Raw genomic sequence first — 18,930 nt, 5'->3', positions numbered from 1 at the left:
CGTTGGTAAGCGGCCCGCTCGCATGGCACGCTGTTGCAGTGCCTGTCGACTCTGCTGAGCTGTATGCGGGAGACATCAAATCGGTGCTGTTGTCCGAGGAGCAGATCCGGACCCGCACCGTCGAACTCGCCGAGGCGATCGCCGAGCAGTACCGCGACGACCTGGGTGACGACGATCTGCTGTTGGTGACCGTGCTCAAGGGGGCGGTCATGTTCGTCACCGATCTGGCCCGGACCATCCCGCTGCCCACGCAGCTGGAGTTCATGGCGGTCAGCTCATACGGCTCGTCCACGTCGTCCTCCGGTGTGGTGCGCATCCTCAAAGATCTCGACCGCGACATCAACGACCGCGACGTGCTGATCGTCGAGGACATCATCGACTCGGGGCTCACCTTGTCCTGGTTGCTGCGCAACCTGGCCACTCGGCACCCCCGCTCGCTGCGGGTGTGCACGCTGCTGCGCAAGCCCGAGGCCGTCAAGACCGAACTCGATGTCGCCTATGTGGGCTTCGACATCCCCAACGAGTTCGTCGTCGGCTACGGCCTGGACTACGCCGAGCGCTACCGCGACCTGCCCTACATCGGCACTCTCGAACCCAAGGTGTACGGACAGGGCTAAGCCGAAGGCTTACGAAACGGAACCGCTCGGCGCAGAATCGCAGGCATGGCTGACACCCGCACGGCCCTTCGGATCTGCCCCTTCTGCGAGGCCACCTGCGGCCTGACACTCACCATCGCCGACGATCGGGTGACCGCTGCCCGCGGCGATCGTGACGACGTGTTCAGTGCGGGGTTCATCTGTCCGAAGGGCGCCAGCTTCGGCGAGCTCGACAACGATCCGGACCGGCTGACGCATCCGCTGATCCGACGCGACGGCATTCTGACCGAGGCCACCTGGGACGAGGCGTACGCCGTCGTCGCCGAACGGCTCGGCGCAGTCATCGGCGCGCACGGCGGCGCCTCGGTCGGGGTGTACCTGGGCAATCCGAACGCGCACACCATCGCGGGCAGCCTGTACGCGCCGCTGATCGTCAAGGGCCTGGGCACCCGGCAGGTGTTCAGCGCCAGCACGCTGGACCAGATGCCCAAGCACGTCTCGTTGGGCCTGATGTTCGGCAGCCCGGTCGCGTTCACCGTACCCGACCTCGACCGCACCGACTATCTGGTGATCATCGGTGCGAATCCGCTGGTGTCCAACGGCAGCCTGGCCACGGCCGCCGATTTTCCGGGCAAGCTGCGGGCACTGCGCAAACGCGGCGGCAAGCTCACCGTCATCGACCCGGCGCGCACCCGCACCGCCGAGTTGGCCGACCGGCACCTCGCGCCGCGGCCCGGCACCGACGCGGCGCTGCTGTTCGCCGTCGTGCACGTCCTGTTCGACGAGGGCCTCGTCGATCTCGGGCGGCTGGCCGAGCACGTCACCGGTTTGGAGCAGGTGCGCGTGCTGGCCGACGAATTCTCGCCCGAGGCCGTCGAGCAGGCCTGCGGGGTGACGGCCGGCGATATCCGCTGGCTCGCCAGAGAGATCGCGGCGGCCCCGACCGCCGCCGTCTACGGGCGGATCGGTACTTCCACGGTCGAGTTCGGCACCGTCGGCAGCTGGCTGGTCGACGTGATCAACGTCCTCACCGGCAATCTCGACCGCCCCGGTGGAGCGATGTTCGCGCTCGGAGCCACCGCGCCGGCACCGCGCCCGCCGAAACCCGGTCGCGGGTTCAGGACCGGGCGGTGGGCCAGCCGGGTGTCGGGCTACCCGGAAGCGCTCTCCGAACTCCCGGCGGCCGCGCTCGCCGAGGAGATCGACACCGCCGGCGAGGGCCAGATCAAGGCGATGATCACCATCGCCGGCAATCCCGTGCTGTCCGCGCCGGACGGTGACCGCCTCGACCGGGCCTTGGACAGCGTGGAATTCATGCTCTCCATCGACCCGTACCTCAACGAGACCACCCGCCACGCCGACGTCATTCTGCCGCCGCCCCCGCCGGCCCGCAGCGCGCATTTCGACGTCGCACTGAACAACCTGGCGGTGCACAACAACGTGCGGTACTCCTCGCCGGCACTGCCGCTGGACGGACGGCCCGACGAGCCCGAGATCCTGTCCCGGCTCGCGCTGATCCTCTACGGCGTCGGCGCCGACGGCGATCCTGGTCTGGTCGACGCACAGGTCATCGCGACGACGCTGGGGAAGGAGACGGCCGACCCCGATTCGCCGGTGGCGGGGCGCACTGTCGACGAGCTCACCGCGATGCTGTACCCGGGCCCCGGCTATGAACGCCGCCTCGACATGATGCTGCGGCTCGGGCCCTACGGTGACGCGTTCGGCACCAAGCCCGACGGGCTCACCTTGGAGCGGCTGAAGGCCAACCCGCACGGCATCGACCTCGGACCGCTGCGCCCACGGATCCCCGAGATATTGCGAACACCAAGTGGGCGAATCGAACTCGCACCGGAACCGATCGTCGCCGACGTGGCCCGGTTGCGCGATGCGCTGGGCCGCACGGCAGGCGGGTTCCTGCTGATCGGCCGCCGCCATCTGCGGTCCAACAACAGCTGGATGCACAACCTGCCCGCACTGTCGGGCGGCTCCAACCGGTGCACGCTGCAGATCCATCCCGCCGACGCGGCCGATCTCGGACTCACCGACATCGCCGTGATCAAGGGGCCAGGCGGTGAACTGCTGGCCCCGATCGAGGTGAACGACGGCCTGCGGCGCGGCGTGGTGTCACTGCCGCACGGCTGGGGGCATGACCGCGGCGGAACCGGTCAGCGCCTCGCGGCCAGCCGACCCGGGGCCAATGTCAATCAGCTCAACGACGGCACCCATCTGGACCCGTTGTCGGGCACTGCTGTGCTCAACGGCATTCCCGTCGACATCGCGCCTGCCGGTTGAGCGGATAAGTCGCGTCGGCGCGTCGGCGTGTCGGCGCGGACAAGCGATGTCCGATTTGCCCGGCTGTTAGCGACTTCTCAGCGACAATCGCCCCCTGGTCATCTGTGATCACTCTGGCCACAAGCGCGTTCTGCACTCGCGTTACTCGGGTCGCAATATGCCTCGTGCGTAACAGATTTCAGGTTGCCCGCCTGTCAGCGACAGAGTCGCTGACAGCCGGGCGGTGGACTGGTGAGGCTCATGGGGCCAGAGACGCCGGCGTGGCAAAACCGGCCAGCGACAACGGGTTTGGTGGGGTTCATGGTGTCGCTGTGGCGATCGTCGCTGAAAAGTCGCTGACAGCCGGGCTCATTGGATACCCCGCCGGAATTGGTGACTGGTGTGACTTGTCGGCCCCGGTTGGCACTGTGATGCCATGGACGCAACGGACACAACGGACAAACTCCTGCTGCGGGGCACGACCCTTCGTTATGTACTGACCGCGCACCTGTTCCGGAACGGTGCGCAGTCGGTGGCCGATCTGGTCGATGCGCTGGGGGATCAGGGATTCACCGTCAGGGGACGGCCGTCGAAGGCAATTTCCGACGCTCTGCGTTGGGAGATGGCCCACGGCAGGGTGTATCGCGTTCGGCACGGGCGCTACCGCCCCGCCGAGATGCCACGTTCCACGGAGTACCGGATCCGCGAACGAGTCGCGGCACTCCGAGCGGCGGCTGCCGACCGGGCCGATCGGGCCGCCGACCGCGCGGCCTAGGTGAGCTCCCAGATCACCGTCACGGAGAAGTCCACCGTCTGCTGACCGGGTTCCAGCGGCACGGCCTGCATCGTCGCGCGCGGCATCGGCGTGGGTGGGGGCGGGGTGGAGCCACCGGACTGCTCCGATATCGACATCACCTTGCCCAGGTGCAGTCCCGACAACCCGGCGTACTGCTCGGCGCGGTTCTTGGCGTCGTCGAACGCCCGGGCGCGCGCGTCGCGCACCAGGTCCGAATCGTCCTCGATCGAATAGTCGACGGAGTTGATGCGGGTGGCGTCCCCTCCGGTGCTCGCGATCAATGCCAGGGTCTGGGAGGCCTTGCCGGTGTCGCGGATCTTGACCTTGATGGCATTGCTGGCCCGGTAACCCGAAATGGTGGTTTCGGTGAACTGGGGCTGCACGCTGACCTGGGTGGTGCTGATGTCCTTGCGGTCGATGCCGGAGCCGACCAGCGCATCGATAACGGCCTGCTGGCGTTGGCTGGACTGGTTGAGCGCGCCCGACACGTCCGGGGCGGTGAACTCCATCGCGACATCGGCGGTCAACGTGTCGGGTACGCCCTGAACGTGGCCGGACCCCACCACGGTCACCTGTCGGGCGCCCTCCGGCGGGCCCCCGGCGGGGCCCGCCGAATCGCATGCGCTTGCGCTGACGGCGATCAAACCCGCCGCGGCAAAGCCGAGTACTCGCAACTTCGCATTCGCAGCGATCAGCATGACCGCACCCTACCGGGCCATCACGGCGTCACCAGGACTTTGCAGTGCCGGTCGGGTGAGGTGAGTTCGCCGAATGCGGCGCTGACCCCGTCCAGTCCCACGGTGCCGGTGATCATCGGGCCGACGTCGATGTCGCCTTCGGCGATTGCTCGCAGCGAGCCGGCGAACTCGGCGGGGTCGTAACCGAAGACGAACTGGATGCTGATCTGTTTGGTGATCGCGTAGAACGGGTGCACGGTATCGGGCTGCATGCAGACTCCGGCCACCACCAGCCGGATGCCCGCTGGTGCGCGACGCAGCACGTCATCGATGATCCCGGGGGCGCCCACCGCCTCGAACACCACTGCGGGCTTGCACCGATGGAACGGCGAATCCTCGGCCGGATCCAGCGTGACGTGTGCGCCCATCGTGGCGGCGAGTTCTCGCCGTACGGAGGAAAAATCCGATGCCACAATGGTTTCCACGCCCCTCAGCTTCAGTGTGGCGATGACGGCGATGCCGACCGGGCCGCAGCCCACGACGAGAGCCGTCTCGCCGGGTTCGATGTGCGACGCGTTGACCGCGTGCAGACCGACGGCCATCGGTTCGGTGAGCGCGGCGTGTTCGGCGCTCAGACCGTTGGGTACCGGCAGCAGCAGCGGTGCGGACAACAGCATCTTCTCGGCATAGCCGCCCAGGGTGGTGTTGCTGTACACGATCGGCGCGATACCGCCGGCCGAGATCAGCACCGGCACCGAGGTGACCAGGGTGCCGGCCGCGGGCGCGTCGGTTCCCGGGCCGGCGTCGAGGATCTCGGCGCTGAACTCGTGACCCATGAAGACATCGCCGGCCAGGTCGATGTCCAGGTCGGGCACGCCCTCCATATCCGCGCCGGCCGCCAGCATGTCAGCGCCGTGGGCGGCGAAATGCAGGTCGGAGCCACAGATTCCACAGGCCTTCACCTCGACGAGCACCTGGCCCGGCCCCGGCACCGGTTCGGGTACGTCGTCGCGGACCACCATCCGGCCGTCGCGCAGGACCGCGGCGCGCATCAACTCTTCCCCTCCGTGGTGTGTTCGGTGATGGCGTTGACGATCGCCTGCCCGGCGCGGCCCAGCAGTTGATCGCGCATGCCCTTGGCCCAGTTGTGGGACGCCTGCGCCGCGGTGAGTTGCCCCTTGAAATGCGGTATCACCTCACGGGCGAACAACTCGTAGGAATGGAATGTCGCCGCCGGTGGCGCCCAGTCGTGGCCGAGGAGCAGGAAGGTACCGAATCCGCCTGAGCGGTCCAGCAGATCCTGGATGTAGGTGATCGCGTCGGCAGTGGTGCCGATGCAGCAATTGCCTTTCGACGCATAGTTTTCCACGAACTCGTACGCGGTGCCGGTGTCCTCGGTCTTCTCGGACAGCGGCACGAAACCGGCTGCGCCGAAGTAGTTGGCGAAGTCCTGCAGACCGTAGGTGCAGTCCTCGATGGCCTGCTCGCGGGTGTCGGCCAGATGGATGATGCCCAGTACCCGCCAATTCTTGCGGTCGGGCTCGGGTCGGCCCGATTTCGCGGCCTGGCCGCGCACGGTGTCCCAGGTGGTCTCGATTGCCGCGAAGCCGCCGGGCACCGACATGGACAGGGAGAGCAGTGAGGTGCCCAGTGCCCCGGCCAGTCGCGGTCCCGATGGGGAAACCATTGCGGCGGTGGAAATTTCAGGATAAGGCCAAGTATACGGGCGGATGTGCAGGGCGGCGTCGCGCAGGGTGAACCAGTCCGTCTTGCGGTCGATCCGCTCATCGGGCGCGGCGCGGAACAGCGCCAGGATCGCCTCGAGGGATTCCTGCATCATCGGCCGCTGATCCACGGGGTCGATGCCCATCATGTAGGCGTCCGACGGCAGCGCCCCCGGCCCGGTCCCGAACATCACCCGGCCTCGGGTGAGGTGGTCGAGCAGCACCCAGCGGTCGGCGACCATGAGCGGGTGGTGATACGGCAGCGACACCACGCCGGTGCCCAGCCTGATGTGTCGTGTTCGCTCGGCCGCGGCGGCGATGAACACCTCGGGGCAGGCGATGAGTTCGTAACCACCGGAATGATGTTCGCCGAACCATGCCTCGTCGTAGCCGAGCCGGTCCAGCGCCTCGACCCGGTCCATGTCGTATTGCAGTGCGGTGGTGGGGGATTGGCCCACCGGGTGAAACGGCGTGATGAACACACCGAAGTTCAATGGACTCACTTCACTTCCTCCAGGAACGCGAGCAGCGCTTTGTTGACTTCGTCGGGCCGTTCCTGCTGCAGCCAGTGCCCGGCGCCGTCGAGCAGGATTTCGCGGTAGTCGCCGGTGACCACGTCGCGCACCCGGTCGCGCGGGGTGAAGCTCAGCACCGGGTCGGCGGTGCCGGCCAGGAACAGCGTGGGCACGGTGATGGTCGACGCGGGGGTGTTCTCCGTCAGCTCCCAGTTCCGGTCGAAGTTGCGGTACCAGTTCAGTGGCCCGGTGAATCCGGTCTCGGTGTAGGCCCGCACGTAGTGCTCGAACTCGTCGGCGCTGATCCAGTCCGGCAGGGGCGGCAACGGTCGATCGACCAGGTTCTCGGGCGGCTCGGCGAGGCCCTCCATCGCCAGGGACCGGCGCAGCGATTGTCGCGGGTCGTCACCGAGTGCGGCGTCGGCGACGCCGGGTTCCTGGAAGTACAGGATGTAGAAGAAGTTGTCGCCGACGATCTTGCGCCAGATCTGCGTGGGCGGCGCGGGCGCCCGCGGGACCGGGGGCACGCTCATGGCCACCACGGCGCTGACCCGCTCCGGGAAGAACAACGGGAAGTTGGTGGCCACCGGCGAGCCCCAGTCGTGGCCGACGATCACGGCCTGTTCGGCTTCGACGTCGTCGAGCAACCCGGCGATGTCCGCGGTCAGCTCGGTGATGTTGTAGGCGTCGATGTCCTCGGGCCGCGACGATCCTCCGTAGCCACGCTGGTCCGGCGCGAGCACGTGGTAGCCGGCCGCCGCCAGCACCGGGATCTGGTGGCGCCACGAGTAGCCCAGCTCGGGGAATCCGTGGGCCAGCACCACGACCGGACTCCCGCGTTCACCCGACTCGGTCACCTTCAACGTCACGCCATTGGTCTCGACTGACCGTTCGGTAGGTGTGAGCACGATCTCACCCAAACACAGGCGTTCGCCGTCGGCTAGATACCGTCGGGAACTGCCGGACGTTGGTCTAGCGGTAGCCTTGATGTTCTCAACTGCGCACGTTGGAAGGACCGGGCCGAACTCGGCCGAGTGATCGATGAACCGCAAAAATGTGATCCGCACGATGACCGTGATCGCGGTCGTGCTGCTGCTGGGCTGGTCGTTCTTCTATTTCAGCGACGACACCCGCGGCTACAAACCCGTCGACACCTCGGTGGCGGTGGCTCAGATCGGCGCTGACAACGTCAACAGCGCCCAGATCGACGACCGCGAGCAGCAGCTCCGGCTCGACCTGAAGAGCGGCAAAGAGGAGACCGAGAACTCCGACAAGGTCATCACCAAATACCCGACCGGCTACGCGGTGAAGCTCGTCGATCAGCTCGACGCCAAGCACGTCAAGTACGGCACCACGGTCAACCAGGGCAGCTTCCTCGGCTCGATGTTGATCTACATGCTGCCGCTGCTGCTGCTGGTCGCCCTTTTCGTGATGTTCTCCCGCATGCAGGGCGGCGGCCGGATGGGCTTCGGCTTCGGCAAGTCCAAGGCCAAGCAGCTGGGCAAGGACATGCCCAAGACCACGTTCGCCGACGTCGCCGGTGTCGACGAGGCGGTCGAAGAGCTCTACGAGATCAAAGACTTCCTGCAGAACCCGAGCCGCTATCAGGCGCTGGGCGCCAAGATCCCGAAGGGTGTTCTGCTGTACGGCCCGCCGGGCACTGGCAAGACCCTGCTGGCCCGCGCGGTCGCCGGTGAGGCCGGGGTCCCGTTCTTCACGATCTCCGGTTCGGACTTCGTCGAGATGTTCGTCGGCGTCGGCGCCTCCCGCGTGCGCGACATGTTCGAGCAGGCCAAGGCGAACAGCCCCTGCATCATCTTCGTCGACGAGATCGACGCCGTCGGCCGTCAGCGCGGCGCCGGCATGGGTGGTGGCCACGACGAGCGTGAGCAGACGCTGAACCAGCTGCTGGTCGAGATGGACGGCTTCGGCGACCGCCAGGGCGTCATCCTGATCGCGGCAACCAACCGGCCCGACATCCTCGACCCGGCACTGCTGCGGCCCGGCCGCTTCGACCGGCAGATCCCGGTGTCCAACCCCGACCTGGCCGGCCGTCGCGCCGTGCTCAGGGTGCACTCCGCGGGCAAGCCGATCGCCCCCGACGCCGACCTGGACGGGCTGGCCAAGCGGACCGTCGGCATGTCCGGCGCCGACCTCGCCAACGTCATCAACGAGGCCGCACTGCTCACCGCCCGCGAGAACGGCACCGTCATCACCAGCGCGGCGCTGGAGGAAGCCGTCGACCGTGTCGTCGGCGGCCCGCGCCGCAAGGGCCGCATCATCAGCGAGCAGGAAAAGAAGATCACCGCCTACCACGAGGGCGGGCACACCCTGGCCGCGTGGGCGATGCCCGACATCGAGCCGATCTACAAGGTCACCATCCTGGCCCGCGGTCGCACCGGCGGCCACGCCGTCGCGGTGCCCGAGGACGACAAGGGCCTGATGACCCGCTCGGAGATGATCGCCCGGCTGGTGTTCGCCATGGGTGGCCGTGCCGCCGAGGAGCTCGTCTTCCGCGAGCCCACCACCGGTGCGGTGTCCGACATCGAGCAGGCCACCAAGATCGCCCGCGCGATGGTCACCGAGTACGGCATGAGCTCCAAGCTCGGCGCGGTGCGCTACGGCACCGAACACGGTGACCCGTTCCTCGGCCGCACCATGGGCACCCAGGCCGACTTCGGCCACGAGGTGGCCCGCGACATCGACGACGAGGTGCGCAAGCTGATCGAGGCCGCGCACACCGAGGCGTGGGAGATCCTCACCGAGTACCGCGATGTGCTCGACACCCTGGCCGGTGAGCTCCTGGAGAAGGAGACCCTGCACCGTGCCGAGCTGGAAGCCATCTTCGGCGACGTGAAGAAGCGTCCCCGGCTGACCATGTTCGACGACTTCGGTGGCCGGGTGCCGTCGGACAAGCCGCCGATCAAGACGCCGGGCGAGATCGCCATCGAGCGTGGCGAGCCGTGGCCGCCGCCGGTTCCCGAGCCCGCGTTCAAGGCCGCGATCGCCGCGGCCACCCGCGAGGCCGAGCGGGCCAACGAGACCAACGGCGCCGGAGCCAACGGCGCGCCGCCGAACGGGGCGAACCAGAACGGTACGACCCAGCCGGATTACGGCGCACCGGCCGGATGGCACGCGCCGGGCTGGCCGCCCGCGCCCCAGCAGCCTGGATATCAGCCGCCCCAGCAACAGCAGGGCTACTGGTACCCGCCGCCGCATCCGTCGGGTTGGCAACAGCCCCAGCCGTATCCGTATCAGCCGTACCCGCATCCCGGCCAGCACGGTCAGCATCCCGGCCAGCACGCTCCGAACGACGAGGCCGGCCAGGATGGTGATCATGAGCGGGCCGACCGGTCCAACCCGCCGGCCCACGGCTGATCCGAGAACGGAGGCATCGATGTCGCAGTCGCTGCGCGAGCACCACAACAACACCGAGACGGTCACGCGGGTGTTCGATCAACCGCGGGCCGAGGCGGCCGTGCGCGAGCTGCTGATCGCCATCGGTGAGGACCCCGATCGTCAGGGTCTGGTGGACACCCCGGCTCGGGTGGCGCGTGCGTACAAAGAGCTGATGGCCGGTCTGTACACCGACCCGGACGCGGTGCTCAACACCACCTTTGACGAGGAGCACGACGAGCTCGTGCTGGTCAAGCAGATCCCCCTGTACTCCACCTGCGAGCACCATCTGGTCTCGTTCCACGGGGTGGCCCACGTCGGCTACATCCCCGGGGTGGACGGCCGGGTGACCGGGCTCTCGAAGATCGCGCGCCTGGTCGACCTGTACTCGAAGCGCCCTCAGGTGCAGGAACGTCTGACCGCGCAGATCGCCGATGCGCTCATGCGCAAGCTCGATCCGCGCGGGGCCATCGTGGTGATCGAAGCCGAGCATCTCTGCATGGCCATGCGCGGTGTCCGCAAGCCCGGCGCGGTCACCACCACATCGGCGGTGCGCGGACAGTTCAAGACCGACAAGGCATCCCGGGCCGAGGCGCTGGAACTTATCCTGCGAAAGTGAATCTCCCCAGCCCGATTGTCCCTCGCGAAACGCGTGTGCAGGTCATGGGCGTGGTGAATGTGACCGACGATTCCTTCTCCGACGGTGGCAGGTTCATCGATCGCGATCGCGCAGTGGAACATGGGCTGGCACTCGCCGCCGCGGGGGCCGCGATCATCGACGTCGGCGGAGAGTCGACGCGTCCCGGTGCGACCCGGGTGGACCCGGCAGTGGAAGCAGCCCGGGTAGCTCCTGTAATCGAAGCCCTTGCCTCCCAAGGGATCACCGTCAGCATCGACACCATGCACGCCGACGTGGCGAAGGTCGCCCTGGAAAACGGCGCGCAGATCGTCAACGACGTGTCCGGCGGCCTCGCCGATCCGAACATGGCGCCCCTGCTGGCCGAGGCGAAAGTGCCGTGGATCCTGATGCACTGGCGCTCGGTCAGCGCCGAGCAGCCCCATCACGCACCCGGATATGCCGATGTGGTGGCCGAGGTCCGCGCCGAACTCCTCGGCGCGGTCGACGCCGCCGTTGCCGCGGGGGTCGACCCCAAGGCGCTGATCATCGATCCCGGACTGGGTTTCGCGAAGACCGCCCAGGACAACTGGGCCTTGCTGCACGCACTGCCCGAGTTCGTCGCCACCGGGATCCCGGTGTTGGTCGGGGCGTCGCGCAAACGTTTCCTCGGTACGTTGCTCGCCGGTGCGGACGGGACACCGCGGCCACCGGACGGGCGCGAGACCGCGACTGCCGCGATCTCGGTGCTGGCCGCCCAGCACGGCGCGTGGGGTGTGCGGGTGCATGATGTGGTGGCCTCCGTCGACGCGCTCGCCGTACTGGAAGCCTGGGAATCTGGAGGTCGGGTTGGCTGATCGAATTGAGTTGCGCGGCTTGCGGGTTCGGGGCAATCACGGTGTGTTCGACCATGAGCGGCGCGACGGTCAGGAGTTTGTCGTCGACATCACGGCGTGGGTGGATCTCCGTCGGGCGGCGGCCACCGATGATCTCGCCGACACCCTCGACTACGGCGCACTGGCACAGCGGGCCGCTGACATCGTCGCCGGACCGCCCCGCAATTTGATCGAGACGGTCTCGGCCGAGATCGCCGACGCCATCATGGCCGACGAGCGTCTGCACGCGGTCGAGGTCGTCGTGCACAAGCCCAGCGCACCCATTCCGTTGACGTTCGACGATGTCGCGGTCGTGGCCCGCCGGTCCAGACGAGGTGCCCTGTGACGTCCACGGTGCTTTCGATCGGGTCGAATCTCGGCGACCGGTTGGCCCGGTTGCAGTCGGTGGTCGACGGTCTCGGGCCCGCCGTGCGCGCGGTGTCGCCGGTGTTCGAGACGGATGCGTGGGGCGGTGTGGAGCAGGGCCCGTTCCTGAACGCCGTGGTGATGGCCGACGACCCGGCCCTCGACTGTCACGGCTGGCTGCGACGCGGCAGGCAACTGGAGCAGGAGGCGGACCGGGTCCGGGAACAGAAGTGGGGCCCGCGCACCCTCGACGTCGATCTGGTCACCTGCCATGACGGCGATGTCGAGGTGTTTTCCCGCGACGATGAGCTGACGTTGCCGCACCCGCTTGCCCATCTGCGCGCGTTCGTCCTGATCCCGTGGCTGGCGGTGGATCCGGAGGCCACCCTGACCGTGGTCGGCCGGAGGCGGCGGGTGGCGCACTTGCTGGAGGAGATCGACCCCGCCGAACGCGCCGGAGTCAGGCGGACCGATCTGGCGCTGGACTTCCGCACGGAACCGGTGACGGACTGATGGGCCCCACCCGCAAGCGTGACCTGGCCGGCACGGTCGTCGTCGTCGCGATCGTCGGCTACCTGCTCATCGGGGTGCTCTACCGGTGGTTCCCGCCGTTGACCGTGTGGACCGGACTTTCGTTGCTGGCGGTCGCTCTCGCCGAGGCGGGTTGGGCGTTCTACGTGCGGGCCAAGATCAGTGACGGGCAGATCGGGGTCGGCGCGGGCCGGCTGCACCCACTCACGGTGGCCCGGTCGGTGGTGATCGCCAAGGCTTCGGCCTGGGTGGGCGCCGTCACCGCCGGCTGGTGGATCGGCGTCCTGGTGTACCTGCTGCCGCGGCGCGGTGCGCTGCGGGTAGCCGGTCAGGACACCCCCGGCGTGGCGGTGGCGGCGGTCAGCGCCCTGGCGCTGGCTGTCGCGGCGGTGTGGCTGCAGCACTGCTGCAAGTCTCCCGAGGAACCGCCGGACAACGGGGACACTGCGACCGAGTGAACCGATTACCTGCGGTAGTTGGCCGAATCGCCGCAGCGGTCGCCAGGCTAGATGACCTGTGACGGGTACAGTCGGCGCATGACCGTTCTGCCCCGCGGTGGTCGGCCACGGCGCGGCGGCCGAAGGCCGGGCTGGCTGCTTTTGACGGTATTGCTGGTGCTCGCGATTCTGGCCAGCTCCGCACTGGTGTTCACCGATCGCGTCGAGTTGCTGAAGCTCGCCGTCATCCTGGCCCTGTGGGCCGCGGTGGTGGCCGCGTTCGTCTCCGTGATCTACCGGCGCCAGAGCGACCTGGACCAGGCGAAGGCCCGGGATCTGAAGTTCGTCTACGACCTGCAGCTGGATCGGGAGATCTCGGCGCGGCGAGAGTACGAGCTGACCGTCGAGACCCAGCTGCGCCGGGAGCTCGCCTCCGAGCTGCGCGCCCAGGCCGCCGACGAGGTTGCTGCGCTGCGTTCCGAGCTGGCCGCGTTGCGGGCGAATCTGGAGATCCTGTTCGACACCGATCTGGTGCACCGGCCGGCCCTGGAGACCGACAAGAGTGCCGTGCGCACGGCAGGACGGGTGACGGCCAGCCGTCTTGATGTGCCACCGGTCGAGGTCACCGACATCCGGTCGTCGCGTACCGAGGAAAGCCCGATCATCGATGTCCCGGCCGAGCCGCACCCGCCGGAGAACGACTGGGTCAACTCCGGTGGTGCGCATCGGCTGCCGTCGCGCCCGGTGCCGGCCAACGAGCAGCCCCGTCGCCGCCGGCGCCAGCAGGAGTCGCCCCGCCAGCAGGAGCCGCCCCGTCAGCAGGAACCTGCCCGTCAGCAGGAGGGCCCGCGGCGGCAGGAGCCCCAGCTTCGGCCGGAGCCGCAACCCCTGTTCCGTCCGGAACCGCAACCAGTGTCGCGGCCGGAGCCGCAGCCGGTGTCGCGTCCGGAACCTCAGCCTGAACCACAGCCCCGGCCTGAACCACAGCCCCGGCCTGAACCACAGCCGGTGTCGCGTCCGGAGCCGCAACCTCAACCTCAACCCGAATCGCGGCCCGAGCCGCCGTCGACGTGGGCGCCACCCCCGCCGCCACCGGCGATGCCACCGATGCAGCCGTCGCCCACGATCGAAGCTCCGGAACCCGAGCCGGCAAGCACGCCTGCGCCGGCCGCCGAACCCGCGGCCACGGGTTGGCAACCGGCCCCCGCCGAGGGTCAGTGGATTCCCGCGGGTGTCCCCGGTAGCAACTGGTCTGCTCCGCAGGCCCAGAACGGCACCTCGACGGAGTATGTCGGCAGGCGCCGGGCACCGGAATCGGCACCGTCGGCAACGCCTGCGTCCAAGCCCGAACCGGCGCCTGAGCCCACGCCTGAGCCGGCTCCGGCCCCGGCGATGTCTGCGGGCCAAGCCCCTGAGCCGCCCCGCGGTCGTCATTCCGCCGCAGCCGAGGCCGCCGCGGCCAACCCGTTCCCGGCCCCGGCGTCTCCGGCATTGGCCACCGAATCCTCGCAGCCGCCCGAGCCGCCCCGGCGGGCTTCACGGCACCGCAGCGACGACGAGCCCGAGCCGCCGAACGGGCACCATGCCGACGGGCAGTCGGTGAATGAGCTGCTCGCACGGTTTCGCTCCGCCCCTGCTGAAGGCGGGCGTCGCAGGCGTCGCGAGGAGTGAGCTAGTCTCGTGACGACCGTCCGGTACCCGCAACGCGGGACTGGAACGAGAAGCTATTCAACCTGTGAGGTCGTCTGCGATGGAGCAGCCCCCTGCAAACGGGTGGTCCCCACCTGAGGGATTGCGTCCCGCCAGGCTCAGCGTCGGCATCATTTCGGCTGGTCGGGTGGGTACGGCGCTCGGCTATGCCCTCGAGCGTGTCGAGCACGTGGTGGTGGCCTGCAGCGCGATCTCCTGGGAGTCGCGGTCGCGGGCTCAGCGCCGACTGCCCGAGACCTCGATCCTGCCCGTTCCCGATGTGGCGCAGCGGGCTGAACTGCTGCTCCTGACGGTCCCCGACGCCGAGCTGCCGTCGCTCGTGTCCGGGCTGGCCACCACCGGTGTGGTGCGGCCCGGCACGATCGTGGTGCACACCTCCGGTGCGAACGGGGTCGCTGTACTGGCCCCGCTGACCGAGCTGGGGTGCATTCCACTGGCCATCCACCCGGCGATGACGTTCACCGGCGCCGACGAGGACATCGCGCGGCTGCCCGATGCATGCTTCGGCATCACCGCGGCCGACGAGGTGGGTTACGCGATCGGACAATCGCTGGTGCTGGAGATCGGCGGCGAGCCGTTCCGGGTACCGGAACACGCGCGGACGCAGTATCACGCGGCGCTGGCGCATGCCAGCAACCACCTGGTCACCTTGTTGCTCGATGCCGTCGACACACTGCGTGCCTCCCTGCGCGGGCAGGAGCTGCTGGGTCAGGAACTCGTCGGCGATGCGCCCGGCGGTCTGGCGGAGCGGGTGGTGGGCCCGCTGGCCCGGGCCGCGCTGGAGAACGCGCTGCAACGCGGCCAGGCCGCGTTGACCGGGCCGGTCGCGCGCGGTGACGCCGCGGCGGTGGCTGCGCATCTGTCTGCTCTGCGCGCATTGGATTCGCAACTGGCCCAGGCATATCGGGCCGATTCGTTGCGTACCGCCCAACGTGCCCATGCGCCCGCGGACGTGGTCGCGGTTTTGGAAGCAGGCCCGGAAACCAGCCCTGAAACGAGTCAAGGATGACCCATAGCAAGACGCCAAAGTTCGTCGCCGGTGAGCTGAACGTCTATTCATCACCTGCCGATGTCGCAGCGGTCACTCGGGCCCTGCGCACCAGCGGCCGGCGGGTCACCCTCGTGCCCACGATGGGTGCGCTGCACGAGGGGCATCTGACGCTGATCCGTGCGGCCAAGCGGGTTCCCGGTGCGGTCGTGGTGGTGTCGATCTTCGTCAACCCGCTGCAGTTCGGGGCGGGGGAGGATCTCGACGCCTACCCTCGCACCCTCGACGATGATCTGTCCGCGCTGCGTGCCGAAGAGGTCGAGATCGCTTTCACTCCAACAGGTTCGGCGATGTACCCGGATGGTCCGCGGACCAGTGTGCAACCAGGACCTGTCGGTGGCGAGCTGGAGGGCGCGTCGCGTCCCGGCCATTTCGCGGGCGTGCTGACCGTCGTACTCAAGCTGCTGCAGATCGTCCGGCCCGATCGGGCGTTCTTCGGCGAAAAGGACTATCAGCAACTGGCATTGATCCGCCAGATGGTCGCCGATCTCAACGTCGACGTACAGATCGTCGGCGTTCCCATCGTGCGGGAATCCGACGGCCTGGCGATGTCGTCCCGCAATCGCTACCTCGACGCCGACGAGCGTGAACAGGCCGGAGCGTTGTCGGCAGCCCTGCTGGCCGGCAAGTACGCCGCCGCGGGCGGCGCATCGGCGGCCATCGATGCGGCCCGGGCGGTGCTCGACGAAGTCCCCGCGATCGGCATCGACTACCTGGAAGTGCGCGACCCGCTGCTGGGCCCCGCGCCGGGTGAAGGCCAGGCCCGGCTGCTGGTGGCCGCCCGCCTGGGCCGAACCCGACTGCTGGACAACATCTCTATCGACATCGGGGCGTCCGCCGGAATCGACGGACACCCTCGCGTCGGCGACGGCGACAATCACGAACTGCCCTGGAGGAACTGATGCAGCGCACCATGCTGAAATCCAAGATTCACCGCGCCACGGTGACGCAGGCCGACCTGCACTATGTGGGCTCGGTGACCATCGACGCCGATCTGATGGAGGCGGCCGATCTGCTCGAAGGCGAGCAGGTGACGATCGTCGACATCGACAACGGTGCCCGGCTGGTGACGTACGCCATCACCGGCGAGCGCGGCACCGGGGTGATCGGGATCAACGGTGCGGCAGCACATCTCATCCACCCGGGCGATCTGGTCATCCTGATCGCCTACGGCGTGATGGAGGACGCCGAGGCGCACGCCTACCGGCCACGGATCGTGTTCGTGGACGCCGACAACAAGCAGATCGACCTCGGCGAACACGGCCATGATCCGGCGTACGTCCCGGAGGACGCATCCGAACTGATGTCGCCGCGATAATGCTGCTCGCCATCGACGTCCGTAACACCCACACCATCGTCGGGCTGGTCTCCGGTTCGGGAGATCACGCGAACGTGGTGCAGCAGTGGCGGATCCGCACCGAGTCCGAGGCGACCGCCGACGAGTTGGCGCTCACCATCGACGGCCTGATCGGTGATGCCGCCGACGAACTGACAGGTGCGACCGCCCTTTCGACCGTGCCCTCGGTATTGCACGAGGTGCGGTTGATGCTGGAGCAGTACTGGCCTTCGGTGCCGCATGTGCTGATCGAGCCGGGCGTGCGCACCGGCATCCCGTTGTTGGTCGACAACCCGAAAGAGGTCGGCGCCGACCGGATCGTGAATTGCCTTGCGGCCTATCACAAATACGGCACCGCGGCGATCGTCGTCGATTTCGGTTCATCGATCTGCGTCGATGTGGTGTCGGCCAAGGGCGAATTCCTGGGTGGGGCCATCGCACCGGGCGTGCAGGTGTCCTCCGATGCCGCGGCCGCCCGCTCGGCCGCGCTGCGCCGCGTCGAGTTGACCCGTCCCCGTTCGGTGATCGGCAAGAACACCGTCGAATGCATGCAGGCCGGTGCGGTTTTCGGATTCGCCGCACTGGTCGACGGACTGGTCAACCGGATCCGTGAGGACGTCGACGGGTTCTCCGGCAGCGACGTAGCGGTGGTGGCCACCGGCTACACCGCACCGTTGGTGCTGCCCGACCTGCGCACCGTCGAGCATTACGACCCTTACCTCACCCTCGACGGCCTGCGTCTGGTGTTCGAGCGTAACCGCGACAGCCAGCGCGGCCGGCTCAAAAGTACGTCCGGACCAGCCCGCTGACCCGGTCCTCGTCGTCGAGCACCGGGATCAGCTGCCACTTGTCGAATGTGGTGCACGGGTGCGAGATTCCGAACGGCAGCCATGAGCCCACCGGAGCCTGGTCGTTACCGGCCAGCCGGACGAAGGCGTGGTGATCGTTGAGCTTGACCACCGAGCTGCCGGTCAGGTTGAGCGGCACCGGAAGGCCGGCGTCGAAGGACACGTCGCGACGGCCCATCGTCACCAGCGCGAGCTCGGGTTCGGGCCGTGACACCACCTGCGCCCAGACCTCCAGCGCGGGCCGCAGCGGCAGCGGCGAGGTCCGCGCATAGAGGCCGTGGTCGTGGGTGAGATAGCACCCGCTCCGCAGGATCGTGCGCACCGAGATCTGCTCGGGCCAGTCTCCGGCCAACGCGTCGGCAACTTCGTCGGGATAGGTGCTGCCGCCGGCCGTGACGATCACGGTGTCGGACTCGAACAGCCCGGCCAGTCGCACCGTCGTGGCGCGCAGGTCCCGCAGGTAGGCCCGTACCCCGGCGATGGCGTCCGGGGTGACGTCCTGTCCGGTGGACGCCTCATAGCCGGCCACCCCGACCAGCCGCAGCCGTGGACTCGCCGCCGCCGCCCGGGCCACTGCGTCGATATCGGCCCCGGTGCGGCAGCCGGTCCGTCCGCCGGCCATGCCGACCTCGACGCACACGTCGAGACGCCGCTGTGCGCCGGCCAGCCCGGCCGTCATCAACTCGACACCGGCCACCGAATCGACCCAGCAGACGACGTGGAAATCCGCGTCCGCATCGAGTTCGGCCGCCAGCCAGGCCAGGCCAGGGAGGTCGACGACCTCGTTGGCGAGCACGACATCGCTCACGCCGAAGGCCCGGAAGACCCGAACCTGGCTGATGGTGGCGGCGGTGACGGCGCACGCACCCGCGCCGAACTGGCGGGCCACGAGCTGCGGAGCCATATGTGTCTTGCCGTGCGGCGCCAATTCGACGCCGCGGTCGGTACACCAATTCGCCATTGTTGTGAGGTTGTGCACAAGCGCGGATTCCCGCAGAACGCATACCGGCCCGGAAGGACCGGACGGCCCATCGCCGAAGAAAGCCGGATGCAGCGAGCTGACCTGGGCCGCAGTCCGCCCCCACCAGGACGTGGGGATGCCCTTGAACCGCCAGTCCAGCGGCTCGTGGTCGAGTGCTGCCACCTTGTCGGCGTGCAATTGTGCGGTCACGTGTTCATTTAAGCTGG

At 68.3% G+C, this 18,930-nt stretch carries 19 protein-coding genes; 14 read left to right on the top strand and 5 right to left on the bottom strand.

Going from position 1 to position 18,930, the window contains the following annotated elements; all coding sequences use genetic code 11:
- Positions 1-38 precede the first annotated feature (38 nt).
- The 3 genes from hpt to QQ25_RS28320 all read left to right on the top strand — a co-directional run bounded on the left by hpt (position 39) and on the right by QQ25_RS28320 (position 3,642).
- Positions 39-617 (top strand): hypoxanthine phosphoribosyltransferase, encoded by a 579-nt coding sequence (gene hpt, locus QQ25_RS28330; protein WP_039325715.1) that lies wholly within the window; start codon positions 39-41, stop codon positions 615-617.
- Positions 618-662: 45 nt separating this feature from the next.
- On the top strand, positions 663-2,888 hold the full coding sequence (locus QQ25_RS28325) for a molybdopterin-dependent oxidoreductase (protein WP_039382384.1): 2,226 nt from the start codon (positions 663-665) through the stop codon (positions 2,886-2,888).
- Between the two features lie 415 nt (positions 2,889-3,303).
- The gene (locus QQ25_RS28320) at positions 3,304-3,642 is read left to right on the top strand and encodes a hypothetical protein (protein WP_039382383.1); all 339 of its coding nucleotides are present in this window, start codon (positions 3,304-3,306) and stop codon (positions 3,640-3,642) included.
- Here the strand turns inward: QQ25_RS28320 and QQ25_RS28315 are convergent.
- The 4 genes from QQ25_RS28315 to QQ25_RS28300 are packed head-to-tail and all read right to left on the bottom strand — an operon-like array spanning position 3,639 to position 7,487.
- Positions 3,639-4,361, bottom strand: a complete 723-nt coding sequence (locus QQ25_RS28315) for an SIMPL domain-containing protein (protein WP_039382381.1) — start codon at positions 4,359-4,361, stop codon at positions 3,639-3,641. The genes QQ25_RS28320 and QQ25_RS28315 overlap by 4 nt on opposite strands.
- Before the next feature lie 20 nt (positions 4,362-4,381).
- Positions 4,382-5,392 carry a zinc-binding dehydrogenase gene (locus tag QQ25_RS28310; RefSeq protein ID WP_039382379.1) on the bottom strand — a complete coding sequence of 337 codons (1,011 nt, stop codon included), beginning with the start codon at positions 5,390-5,392 and terminating at the stop codon, positions 4,382-4,384.
- On the bottom strand, positions 5,392-6,567 hold the full coding sequence (locus QQ25_RS28305; RefSeq protein ID WP_039382377.1) for an LLM class flavin-dependent oxidoreductase: 1,176 nt from the start codon (positions 6,565-6,567) through the stop codon (positions 5,392-5,394). The genes QQ25_RS28310 and QQ25_RS28305 overlap by 1 nt, the downstream gene beginning before the upstream one ends.
- Positions 6,564-7,487: an alpha/beta fold hydrolase gene (locus tag QQ25_RS28300; RefSeq protein WP_039382776.1), complete on the bottom strand. Its 924-nt coding sequence runs from the start codon at positions 7,485-7,487 to the stop codon at positions 6,564-6,566. Before QQ25_RS28300 ends, QQ25_RS28305 begins: the two co-directional genes overlap by 4 nt.
- Before the next feature lie 133 nt (positions 7,488-7,620).
- Between QQ25_RS28300 and ftsH the strand changes: the two genes are divergently transcribed.
- The 11 genes from ftsH (at position 7,621) to QQ25_RS28245 (ending at position 17,703) form a co-directional block, all read left to right on the top strand.
- Positions 7,621-9,957: an ATP-dependent zinc metalloprotease FtsH gene (gene ftsH / locus QQ25_RS28295; RefSeq protein ID WP_039325705.1), complete on the top strand. Its 2,337-nt coding sequence runs from the start codon at positions 7,621-7,623 to the stop codon at positions 9,955-9,957.
- 19 nt (positions 9,958-9,976) lie between these two features.
- Complete coding sequence (folE, locus tag QQ25_RS28290) at positions 9,977-10,594, top strand: GTP cyclohydrolase I FolE (protein WP_039326961.1); 618 nt, start codon at positions 9,977-9,979, stop codon at positions 10,592-10,594.
- Between the two features lie 44 nt (positions 10,595-10,638).
- Complete coding sequence (folP, locus tag QQ25_RS28285; RefSeq protein WP_052236157.1) at positions 10,639-11,448, top strand: dihydropteroate synthase; 810 nt, start codon at positions 10,639-10,641, stop codon at positions 11,446-11,448.
- Positions 11,441-11,812 (top strand): dihydroneopterin aldolase, encoded by a 372-nt coding sequence (folB, locus tag QQ25_RS28280; protein ID WP_039325701.1) that lies wholly within the window; start codon positions 11,441-11,443, stop codon positions 11,810-11,812. Before folP ends, folB begins: the two co-directional genes overlap by 8 nt.
- A complete protein-coding gene (gene folK, locus QQ25_RS28275; RefSeq protein ID WP_039382373.1) occupies positions 11,809-12,345 on the top strand; it encodes a 2-amino-4-hydroxy-6-hydroxymethyldihydropteridine diphosphokinase in 537 nt (178 codons plus the stop codon). The genes folB and folK overlap by 4 nt, the downstream gene beginning before the upstream one ends.
- Positions 12,345-12,821, top strand: a complete 477-nt coding sequence (locus QQ25_RS28270) for a DUF3180 domain-containing protein (protein ID WP_039325696.1) — start codon at positions 12,345-12,347, stop codon at positions 12,819-12,821. Before folK ends, QQ25_RS28270 begins: the two co-directional genes overlap by 1 nt.
- Before the next feature lie 78 nt (positions 12,822-12,899).
- Positions 12,900-14,471: a DUF6779 domain-containing protein gene (locus tag QQ25_RS28265; protein WP_201774276.1), complete on the top strand. Its 1,572-nt coding sequence runs from the start codon at positions 12,900-12,902 to the stop codon at positions 14,469-14,471.
- A gap of 79 nt (positions 14,472-14,550) precedes the next feature.
- A complete protein-coding gene (locus QQ25_RS28260) occupies positions 14,551-15,519 on the top strand; it encodes a Rossmann-like and DUF2520 domain-containing protein (RefSeq protein WP_039325693.1) in 969 nt (322 codons plus the stop codon).
- Positions 15,516-16,460 carry a pantoate--beta-alanine ligase gene (panC, locus tag QQ25_RS28255; protein ID WP_039382370.1) on the top strand — a complete coding sequence of 315 codons (945 nt, stop codon included), beginning with the start codon at positions 15,516-15,518 and terminating at the stop codon, positions 16,458-16,460. Before QQ25_RS28260 ends, panC begins: the two co-directional genes overlap by 4 nt.
- Positions 16,460-16,876, top strand: a complete 417-nt coding sequence (gene panD / locus QQ25_RS28250; protein ID WP_039325688.1) for an aspartate 1-decarboxylase — start codon at positions 16,460-16,462, stop codon at positions 16,874-16,876. The genes panC and panD overlap by 1 nt, the downstream gene beginning before the upstream one ends.
- The gene (locus tag QQ25_RS28245; protein ID WP_039325686.1) at positions 16,876-17,703 is read left to right on the top strand and encodes a type III pantothenate kinase; all 828 of its coding nucleotides are present in this window, start codon (positions 16,876-16,878) and stop codon (positions 17,701-17,703) included. The genes panD and QQ25_RS28245 overlap by 1 nt, the downstream gene beginning before the upstream one ends.
- Here QQ25_RS28245 and QQ25_RS28240 read toward each other — a convergent pair.
- On the bottom strand, positions 17,675-18,913 hold the full coding sequence (locus QQ25_RS28240) for an alanine racemase (RefSeq protein WP_039382368.1): 1,239 nt from the start codon (positions 18,911-18,913) through the stop codon (positions 17,675-17,677). The two genes, QQ25_RS28245 and QQ25_RS28240, sit on opposite strands and share 29 nt — an antisense overlap.
- Positions 18,914-18,930 lie beyond the last annotated feature (17 nt).

It is taken from the genome of Mycolicibacterium setense, assembly GCF_000805385.1.
GTDB classification, from domain to species: Bacteria; Actinomycetota; Actinomycetes; order Mycobacteriales; family Mycobacteriaceae; genus Mycobacterium; species Mycobacterium setense.
The sequence above is the reverse complement of the archived record's forward strand: the minus strand, read 5'-3'. Positions and strand labels throughout refer to the sequence as shown.

What these genes read in the sequence shown, in the direction of transcription:
- QQ25_RS28260 (WP_039325693.1), top strand. Translation starts at nt 14,551, where the DNA reads ATGGAGCAGCCCCCTGCAAACGGGTGGTCCCCACCTGAGGGATTGCGT.
- folE (WP_039326961.1), top strand. Translation starts at nt 9,977, where the DNA reads ATGTCGCAGTCGCTGCGCGAGCACCACAACAACACCGAGACGGTCACG.
- QQ25_RS28320 (WP_039382383.1), top strand. Translation starts at nt 3,304, where the DNA reads ATGGACGCAACGGACACAACGGACAAACTCCTGCTGCGGGGCACGACC.
- QQ25_RS28270 (WP_039325696.1), top strand. Translation starts at nt 12,345, where the DNA reads ATGGGCCCCACCCGCAAGCGTGACCTGGCCGGCACGGTCGTCGTCGTC.
- QQ25_RS28310 (WP_039382379.1), bottom strand. Translation starts at nt 5,392, where the DNA reads ATGCGCGCCGCGGTCCTGCGCGACGGCCGGATGGTGGTCCGCGACGAC.
- ftsH (WP_039325705.1), top strand. Translation starts at nt 7,621, where the DNA reads ATGAACCGCAAAAATGTGATCCGCACGATGACCGTGATCGCGGTCGTG.
- folP (WP_052236157.1), top strand. Translation starts at nt 10,639, where the DNA reads ATGGGCGTGGTGAATGTGACCGACGATTCCTTCTCCGACGGTGGCAGG.
- QQ25_RS28325 (WP_039382384.1), top strand. Translation starts at nt 663, where the DNA reads ATGGCTGACACCCGCACGGCCCTTCGGATCTGCCCCTTCTGCGAGGCC.
- QQ25_RS28245 (WP_039325686.1), top strand. Translation starts at nt 16,876, where the DNA reads ATGCTGCTCGCCATCGACGTCCGTAACACCCACACCATCGTCGGGCTG.
- panC (WP_039382370.1), top strand. Translation starts at nt 15,516, where the DNA reads ATGACCCATAGCAAGACGCCAAAGTTCGTCGCCGGTGAGCTGAACGTC.
- QQ25_RS28265 (WP_201774276.1), top strand. Translation starts at nt 12,900, where the DNA reads ATGACCGTTCTGCCCCGCGGTGGTCGGCCACGGCGCGGCGGCCGAAGG.
- QQ25_RS28315 (WP_039382381.1), bottom strand. Translation starts at nt 4,361, where the DNA reads ATGCTGATCGCTGCGAATGCGAAGTTGCGAGTACTCGGCTTTGCCGCG.
- panD (WP_039325688.1), top strand. Translation starts at nt 16,460, where the DNA reads ATGCAGCGCACCATGCTGAAATCCAAGATTCACCGCGCCACGGTGACG.